Genomic DNA, 3684 nt, shown 5'->3' with positions numbered 1-3684 from the left:
GTCATGAACGATGGCGGCGTCTACGTGACGGCGGGCGAGCCGCCGCAGCAGCCGATCGCCGCGCCCAAGAAGGGCCTTTTCGCCTCGCTGTTCAGCACCACGCCGGCCTCCGCCGCCACCGCGCCGCTGGTCAACACCCGTTCGGCCGACCAGCCCGCCGCCCAGGCCAAGACCACGCCGCCGCCGGCGAAGCCGATCGTGACGCTGGCCTCCGCGACGCCCGGCGACAAGCCGGTGCAGCTCGCTTCCCTCGGCGACGACAGCGGCAGCCACATCACCGGCGCCGACGCCCTGCCCGGCGTGCGCCAGACGGCGCTGTTCGAGATCAAGCGCAAGTCCGGCATCGACGACGAGAGCGACGTCGACCTCAACGAGGACGAAGGCGGCGGCTCCTACCAGGTGGCGTCCGCCGCCGGTATGGCGAGGCTCGCGCCCAACGGTCTGTTGAAGCAGAACGAAAGCGTCGACGTTGCGTGCCTCAAGCCCTCGCTGGTGCGGGTGCTGAAGACGATCGAGGGCCATTTCGGCCGCAAGATGGTCGTCCCCTCCGGCTATCGCGACCCGTCCCGCAACCGCCGCGCCAACGGCGCCAAGAACTCGCTGCACATGTACTGCGCCGCCGCCGACATCCAGGTGCCAGGCGTCTCCAGGTGGGAGCTGGCGAGCTATGTCCGCTCGATGCCCGGCCGCGGCGGTGTCGGCACCTATTGCCACACCGAATCGATCCACGTCGACGTCGGCCCCGAACGCGACTGGAACTGGCGCTGCCGCCGCCGCGGCGGCGGTGGCGACGGCTGAGCCTCCCCAACCTCGTCATCCTTGGCGTAGCGACGCAAGCGGTGCGGGGACCCAAGCATCCATGCCGTGGCCCATGGGCGCAAGGGCAGTGCAGAAGATCCGAAACGCTGGCGGGACAGTACCCCCCTCTGTCCTGCCGGACATCTCCCCCGCAAGGGGGGAGATTGGCAGTTTCGTCGGCGGTGCTCTTCCTCCAAAGTAGGCGATTGGCGAAAGCGGCGGTAACGTCCAATCTCCCCCCTTGCGGGGGAGATGTCCGGCAGAGACAGAGGGGGGTGTGAAGGAACGCGACGCCACAATAGCTGGCCAAAACCGCCCTTTTTCCCACCCTTGAAAAAAGTTGTCGCATGTGGCTGCAGATGGGTTGCCGGTTGCGAACAACGCAATTATAAGCCGCTTCGTCTGAGCGCGCCCATCGTCTAGCGGTTAGGACACCGCCCTTTCACGGCGGTAACAGGGGTTCGATTCCCCTTGGGCGTACCAGCTTTTTCAATAAGTTAGTTTCTGGTCGGCGTTTCAGTCCTGATGAGGGACCCGAAATGCAGTTTGTCATCTCGCCGATTCACCAAGCCGCGCCCAAAGGCGGACCCGTAAAGGTCAGACCGAAACGCGCTCCGATAGCGGCGATCTGATCCATGTCATCGGGGATGCGGCACTTGTGTGTCGCCATCTCCGCGAAGAAGCCCTCGAAGCCGCCGGGTGTCATGACGGTGAGCATTCTGGCGGGGCGATCGTCGAGCACCCGGAATGCGTGCTCGGTTCCGCGCGGAACGTGGACGACGCTGCCCGGACCGACAATACACGTTTGCCCGTTCATCCAGAACTCCACCTCGCCGGACTGGATGTAGAAGGTTTCGTCCTCTTCGTCGTGGATATGGCGCGGAGGACCATATCCCGGCTGGCTCAGGCTTTCGAATATTCCGAGCCGCGAGACCGTCTGCTCCGCGGTCAGGCAGATCCTATAGGTCGTGCCGAGCCATTGGACATTGTAAGGTACCGAAGCAGCGGCCATCGAAAACTCCCACGATCCGACGTCATTTCCGATGAAGGAGACTGCCAGAATCGATTTCATAATTGAAATCGATAGTCATTATAAAATATATTCGAGCGATGAATTTATCGAACTTCGATCTCAATCTTCTGCGGGTGCTCGACGCGCTTTTGCGCGAGCAATCGACCGTAAAGGCCGGAGAACGCATCGGACTGTCGCAACCAGCGGTCTCAGCCGGCCTGGGACGGCTTCGGCAGTCGCTGGGCGACCCGCTGTTCGTGCGCGAAGGGCAGCGCATCGTGCCGACGCAATACGCCCGCAACCTCGAACTTCCGCTTCGTCGCATCCTCGATGAACTGTCGGCGCTGCTTGCCGAGCCTGGCAGCTTCAATCCGGCCGACGCCGAGCAAAGTTTCAAGATCGCAGGTTCGGATTTTTTTGCCGAAATGCTGATGCCTCCGTTGGCCAATGCAATTTCCCAGCTTGCTCCAAGAATACAGGTCCAACTGGTGGACCTGGTGCCCAACGACTATGTCGGCACGCTCGAAAAGCATGGCATCGACCTTGCCCTTGTTCCCAAGACCGATTTCCCGGCCTGGATCGACTATCTTCCTGCCTTCCGGTCGACGTTCGTGACGATTGCCCGCGCCGGGCATCCAAGGCTCGAACGGGCGAAGGTGAAGCCGGGAGATGTCGTTCCGATCGACCTGTTCTGCGACCTCGGCCATGTCGTCTTCTCGCCCGAGGGCAAACTCAAGGCCATGGGCGATGCCGCGCTGGCCCGGATGGGGCGCGAACGGCGGGTGGCCATGACCCTGCCGGTGTTCGGCGGCGTCTGTAACGCGGTGGCGGGAAGCGATCTGGTCGCGCTCGTACCGGAACAACTCGCGCGCAAGGTGGCGTCCCGCTTGAGGCTGGAGATCTACATTCCGCCCATGCCGATCAATCCTGCCCTCGTCTGCATCGTCTGGCACAAACGCAATACAACCGATCCTACGCACCGCTGGCTGCGGGAAGTGGTGCTGAAGCTGCTCTCGCAACTGAATGCCAGTGAAACCGATAGCAGCGCCCATGAACCCCACGTGAGTGGAGAGCCGATGTCAGTGCCTGCTTGTGAGCTCAAGGGAAAGGGATAAGGCAGTCAAAAAACCGCCTTTGCCCGATAGTGCAAGAGTGGTTGAGGAAGCAGGCGCACATATCGACTAGCAGCCTCCGACCGCCTAAACCGTCCCAAACACCACTGTCTGCACCAACCCTCCCCCCGTGCGGTTCTCCAGCCGGATCGACCCGCCATACCGCTCGATGATCTCCTTCGCGATCGCCAAGCCCAATCCCGCGCCCGGGATGAACTGCGTGCGCGCCGGGTCTACCCGGAAGAACGGCTCGAACGCCTTGTTCAACAGGTCCGGCGGAATGCCGGGTCCGCGGTCGGCGATGGTCAGCACCGCACGGCCGCCCTGCCCGGACAGCGAAACGCTGCAGCTTTTGCCATGCGTGGCGGCGTTGACGATCAGGTTGCGCAGCGCGCGGCGCAGGCCGAGCGCGCCGGCCTTGACCGAGACATGATCGAGATGGTCGATCGTCACGGCGTGGCCGAGCGCCGTCATCTCGGTCTCGATGTCGCGGACCAGCCTGTCCAGTTCCACCGCCTCGACCGCGTCCTGGTTGACCTCCTCGCGCACCAGCCGGATGGCACTGTCGGCGATGCGGTCGAGTTCGTCGAGATCGCTCAGCCATTTCTCGCGGTCCTCGTCGAGGAATTCGGCCCTCAGCCGCATTCGGGTCATCGGCGTCCTGAGATCATGGCCGGCGGCCGCGACCAGGCGCATGCGGCTTTCCATCGCCGCCTGGAGCCGCGCGGAGAGCTGGTTGAGCGCATGCGCGGTGGCCCTGAC

The 3684-nt window shown here is 63.5% G+C and carries 4 protein-coding genes and 1 tRNA gene; 3 read left to right on the top strand and 2 right to left on the bottom strand.

The genetic code is table 11. The annotated features are described in order from the left end of the window. Both EOA38_RS30520 and EOA38_RS30515 read left to right on the top strand, forming a co-directional pair. Positions 1-798 (top strand): YcbK family protein (locus EOA38_RS30520; RefSeq protein WP_127300977.1); only part of this gene is annotated, 798 nt, incomplete at its 5' end. 408 nt (positions 799-1206) lie between these two features. After that, positions 1207-1281, top strand: a tRNA-Glu gene (locus tag EOA38_RS30515). A gap of 79 nt (positions 1282-1360) precedes the next feature. Here the strand turns inward: EOA38_RS30515 and EOA38_RS30510 are convergent. Continuing rightward, positions 1361-1810, bottom strand: coding sequence for a quercetin 2,3-dioxygenase (locus EOA38_RS30510; protein ID WP_126093438.1), 450 nt, complete (start codon positions 1808-1810; stop codon positions 1361-1363). 62 nt (positions 1811-1872) lie between these two features. Here EOA38_RS30510 and EOA38_RS30505 point away from each other — a divergent pair, with 62 nt between their 5' ends. After that, on the top strand, positions 1873-2925 hold the full coding sequence (locus EOA38_RS30505; RefSeq protein ID WP_245464651.1) for a LysR family transcriptional regulator: 1053 nt from the start codon (positions 1873-1875) through the stop codon (positions 2923-2925). An 84-nt stretch (positions 2926-3009) separates the two neighbouring features. On the opposite strand, the gene EOA38_RS30500 is transcribed toward EOA38_RS30505, so the two are convergent. Continuing rightward, on the bottom strand, positions 3010-3684 hold a 675-nt coding region (locus tag EOA38_RS30500; RefSeq protein WP_245480955.1), incomplete at its 5' end, for an ATP-binding protein.

Origin of the sequence: Mesorhizobium sp. M1E.F.Ca.ET.041.01.1.1 (genome assembly GCF_003997355.1) — a bacterium.
GTDB lineage: Bacteria > Pseudomonadota > Alphaproteobacteria > Rhizobiales > Rhizobiaceae > Mesorhizobium.
The sequence above is the reverse complement of the archived record's forward strand: the minus strand, read 5'-3'. Positions and strand labels throughout refer to the sequence as shown.

Coding starts and splice junctions, on each gene's coding strand:
- EOA38_RS30510 (WP_126093438.1), bottom strand. CDS start 1,810: ATGGCCGCTGCTTCGGTACCTTACAATGTCCAATGGCTCGGCACGACC.